The sequence below is a fragment of the Flavobacterium sp. genome, assembly GCF_017985075.1.
Taxonomy (GTDB): Bacteria; Bacteroidota; Bacteroidia; order Flavobacteriales; family Flavobacteriaceae; genus Flavobacterium.
In genome coordinates this window covers 1-4,765 of sequence record NZ_JAGNYF010000096.1, presented here as the reverse complement: position 1 = coordinate 4,765, position 4,765 = coordinate 1, and the positions used below count along the sequence as shown (strand labels likewise).

The 4,765-nt window shown below is 26.4% G+C and carries 3 protein-coding genes; all 3 read left to right on the top strand.

The features are described 5' to 3' along the window. The first annotated feature begins 870 nt into the window (after positions 1–870). Positions 871–3,048 (top strand): ribonuclease R, encoded by a 2,178-nt coding sequence (gene rnr, locus KA468_RS10720; protein ID WP_291242926.1) that lies wholly within the window; start codon positions 871–873, stop codon positions 3,046–3,048. Between the two features lie 380 nt (positions 3,049–3,428). Continuing rightward, positions 3,429–4,097 carry a head GIN domain-containing protein gene (locus KA468_RS10715; RefSeq protein ID WP_291242925.1) on the top strand — a complete coding sequence of 223 codons (669 nt, stop codon included), beginning with the start codon at positions 3,429–3,431 and terminating at the stop codon, positions 4,095–4,097. A 111-nt stretch (positions 4,098–4,208) separates the two neighbouring features. Beyond that, positions 4,209–4,765, top strand: a 557-nt coding sequence (locus tag KA468_RS10710) for a LysE family transporter (RefSeq protein WP_291242924.1), incomplete at its 3' end; no start/stop codon positions are given.

Sequence of the window (4,765 nt, the reverse complement as noted above, 5' to 3'; positions counted from 1 at the left end):
CGTGGTCGTTACCAATTGATACTGTCATAATAGTGAGTAGTGTTGTTAATATTGTTTTACAAAAATAATCAATATGTAGCGTATCATAAAGTAAATTTGTAAATATTATTGGTTTCCTATTTTAATGATTTTACAAAAACCAATCGAAAAAAGAGCGTTGTTAATACTTTTTGATAATGAGTTGATAATCAGTTAATGTTAATTTAACATTACGTGTTGATAACTTAAGATAGAAAATAATAAGTTTTTTGCTGGTGTGAAATTAAAATTTGTAATGCAAATCTTAAATTTAAAATCAAAATTTAGTTATTACATTTTATTGTTTTTTTATGAATAGTTTTTAAGTGGTTATTAACAAAATTTATAAATTGAGTTATATACAAAACAAACGCGGATTAAGATTTTAACAGGTGTTAATAAGATTTGATTAAAAAATAAAATTTCCTTGGAAAAGAAGTAATTAGCAAAATTTTTGAGTGTTTATTAATTTGTATAACTTACAATAAGTTTGTAAAACAACATTTGAAAATAAATTTATACTACATATTAACACACTATAATAACCATCAATAATTTAAATTTAATTAAAATCTTTTTTTGTTGTTTTTAATATATGTTGAAAACTTTTAAAAAAGAGAATAGAATTAAGAAAATAGAATATAGACTTTTAAAAATAATTTAATAAGTCAATTTTTTATAAAAACAGCTATGTTATACTAATGTAAAGTGAAACGTCTTTAATATTTACAAAAAACTATGTTTCTATGTGTTTAAAAGAAAATATTTAATCTTTTATTAATCTATAATATTCAATCTTTTCTCTAAAATATAAATACTTCTTTGTACTTTTATCGATATTAAGAATGATATATGAAAAAGAATTTCAGAAAAATGACAAAAAAAGCCAAAGATTTTTCGGCACACGTATATAAAATACTATCCGCATCACCTACTAAAGATTTTAATTACAAACAAATTGCTGCGATAATTGAAGTGAATGATACCCAAAGTAGAAACGAAATTATTAAAGAATTAGGTATTTTAAAGAAAGCAGGTAAAATAGAAGAAACCGAACGCGGTAAATATAAAATAATATCCAAAGCAGAATATTACGAAGGAACAGTAGATATGACATCTCGTAAATCGGGATATTTTGTTTGTCCAGAATTAGAAGATGATGTATATATTCCGTTTATAAATTTAAACCACGCTTTAGATGGTGATAAAGTTAAATGTTATATTTACAATAGAAGAAGTAGTAGAAAACCAGAAGCCGAAGTTTTAGAAATTTTAGAAAGAGCAAAAACAGAATTTGTTGGTGTAATTGATATTCAGAAAAATTTTGGTTTTGTAACTACTACAAACGCTAAAATGTACACGGATATTTTTATTCCAAAAAATGAAATAACTACTGCAGAACACGGTGATGTTGTATTAGTTTCAATGGTTGATTGGCCAAAAAAAGCCGATTCCCCTTTTGGAAAAGTAATAAAAGTATTAGGAAAACCAGGAGAACACAATACGGAAATCCACGCGATTTTAGCAGAATATGGTTTACCAAATGATTTCCCTATTGAAGTAGAAGCGTATGCGAATCAAATAGATACTTCAATTACAGAAGAAGAAATTGCAAAACGAAGAGATATGCGAAATATTTTAACGTTTACAATTGACCCTAAAGATGCAAAAGATTTTGATGATGCCTTATCTTTTCAAGTATTACCAAATGGAAATTATGAAATTGGAGTACATATTGCTGATGTTTCTCATTATTTACAAGAAGGAACTATTTTAGATGAAGAAGCTTATAATAGAGCTACTTCTGTTTATTTAGTGGATAGAGTGGTTCCAATGTTACCAGAAGTATTATCAAATTTTGCTTGTTCTTTACGACCAAATGAAGAAAAATATACATTTTCGGCTATTTTTCAATTAAATAATAAAGCGGAAGTGGTGGATTCTTGGTTTGGAAGAACTGTAATTTATTCAGATCAACGATTTGCGTATGAAGAAGCACAAGAAATTATAGAAAGTAAATCAGATATAATTCCAGCTCATATTTCATTAACTGGAAAAGAATACCACGCACCAAAACCAATTGTAGAAGCTACTTTAAAAATGGATGAATTAGCAAAAATTCTTCGTAGAAAAAGAATGAATGCCGGTGCAATTTCTTTCGATAAAGTAGAAGTGAAATTCAATTTAAATGAACACGCAGAACCTGTTGGCGTATATTTTAAACAAAGTAAAGACGCGAATCATTTAATTGAAGAATTTATGTTGTTAGCCAACAGAAAAGTGGCTGAATTTATTGGAAAACAAAAGAAAACATTTATTTATAGAATTCACGATGAACCAAATGAAGATAAATTATTTGGTTTACAAAATGTAATTTCTAAATTCGGATATAATTTAAATTTAAAATCGAAACAAGATATTTCTACTTCTTTAAATAATTTATTATTAGAAGTTCAAGGAAAAAAAGAACAAAATATGGTCGATACACTTACGATTCGTTGTATGAGTAAAGCCGCTTATTCTACGAATAATATTGGTCATTATGGCTTAGCTTTTGATTATTATTCACATTTTACTTCGCCAATTCGTCGTTATCCTGATGTTATGGCACACCGTTTGCTACAATTTTATTTAGATGGAGGAAAAAGTGCAAGTGAAGAAGTTTTTGAAGAAAAATGTATGCATTCGTCCGATAGAGAAAATTTAGCGGCTAAAGCAGAAAGAGATTCTGTTAAATATATGCAAGTGAAATATATGCAAGACCATAAAGATCAAGAATTTTTAGGTGTAGTTTCTGGAGTTACCGAATGGGGAATTTATATAGAAATTATCGAAAATAAATGTGAAGGAATGGTGCGTATTAGAGAAATTAAAGACGATTATTATACGTTTGACGACAAACAATATGCTTTAGTAGGTGAAGTTTCTAAAAACTTAATACAATTAGGAGACGAAGTGTACGTTAAAGTAAAAAATGCCGATTTAGTAAAAAAACAATTGGATTTTCATTTTGTAAGAGAAAATAAATAAGAGTGTTCAGTAATCAATTTTTTAGTGTTCAGTTAAAATAAAATATCATCACAAACTTGTCATACTGAACTCGTTTCAGTACCTAAAATATATGAAAGTAATAGAATTTATAAAAAGGAATATTTCGGTTTTTAGTGTAGTAAATTTTATATTTTTAATATTTATTTTATTTATTCAATTTTTTAGTAGTGAAGCGACAGGATGTGAAAAAGGATGGTTATTTTTAGGAAATTTTTTTTAATTTTTTGTATTTTATTTTTATTTATAATTGATTTTATACTTAAAAAACTTATTAAAAACAGATTATATCTTAATTTTTTACAACTATTAATTTTAGTATTAATTTATATATATTATTCATTTTACATTTAATTGCAATTATGAAAAAAATCATTTATTCTATATTATTTTTAAGCTCAATAGCTTTTGCACAAACTGAAAAATCAGTTGGTGATTTTACCAAAGTAACTTCTTTTGATAAAATAGATGTAGAATTGGTTTTAGGTACAGAAAATAAAGTAATTTTAAAAGGTACTAATTCTGAAGAAGTAGAATTAATAAACAATAATGGTGAATTAAAAATTAGAATGCCATTAACAAAAATACTAAGTGGTGATGCTATTTCAGCAACCGTTTATTATAAAAAATTAAATGCTTTAGAAGCTAACGAAGGCAGTAGAATTTCTTGTGATACAGAAATAAAAGCCATTGGTTTTGATATTATTACCAAAGAAGGCGCAGAAATTGTTTTAAATACTCTTAGTGCAGATAAATTAAAAGTGCGTTGTGGTGCAGGAAGTATAGTTACTGTTAAAGGAACAGTAAAAAATCAGGATATTTTAGCGAATTCGGGTGCTAAATATGACGGGCAAGATTGTACTTCCCAACAAACTACAGTAACCGTTAATGCAGGCGGAATAGCTAATGTAAATGTTTCTGATATAGTGGATGCTAAAACCCGAGCAGGCGGAACAATTACTATTTACGGCAATCCAAAACAAATAAATCAAAAATCGGTTGCTGGCGGAAAAATTATTCAAGCAAAATAAATTTACCTTCAAGTTTTTTTATAACTTTAAAAATTAGTAGTTTTACATTTAAGTGCATTAGTTTAATAACCCTTTTAAACTTATAAACTTTTTAAACTTATAAACCTTTTAATGATTCACGATATATTATTAGCCATTCCTTGGGCATTTTTATTAGCCATATCAATTGGTCCTGGTTTTTTTATGTTATTAGAAACCAGTATTACCAAAGGATTTAAAGCGGCTTTTACTTTAGATTTAGGAATTGTATTTAGTGATATTATTTTTATTTTAATAGCTTATTTTGCTACGAATCAAATACTATCGCAACTAAAAGATAACCCTGTTTTATATATTGTTGGAGGAATTATAATGTCGGTTTACGGATTGATTTCTTTTATTCAGTTAAAGAAAAAATTTAATGAAAAAATGGATGACGACGATGAGGAAGACATTCAGAAAAATAACTACTTAGGTTTATTTTTTAAGGGTGTTTTTTTAAACATTATTAATATTGGAGTCTTAGGTTTTTGGATGATGATTATTATAACGCACGGTCCAAAATTAGAAATGAATCCGTTGCGAATTTTTATATTTTTTACTGCAATTTTAGTGTTTTATTTACTTATTGATATTTATAAAATACTATTAGCCAAGCAATTAAAACATAAATTAACACCAAATAACAT

What these genes read in the sequence shown, in the direction of transcription:
- rnr (WP_291242926.1), top strand. Translation starts at nt 871, where the DNA reads ATGAAAAAGAATTTCAGAAAAATGACAAAAAAAGCCAAAGATTTTTCG.
- KA468_RS10715 (WP_291242925.1), top strand. Translation starts at nt 3,429, where the DNA reads ATGAAAAAAATCATTTATTCTATATTATTTTTAAGCTCAATAGCTTTT.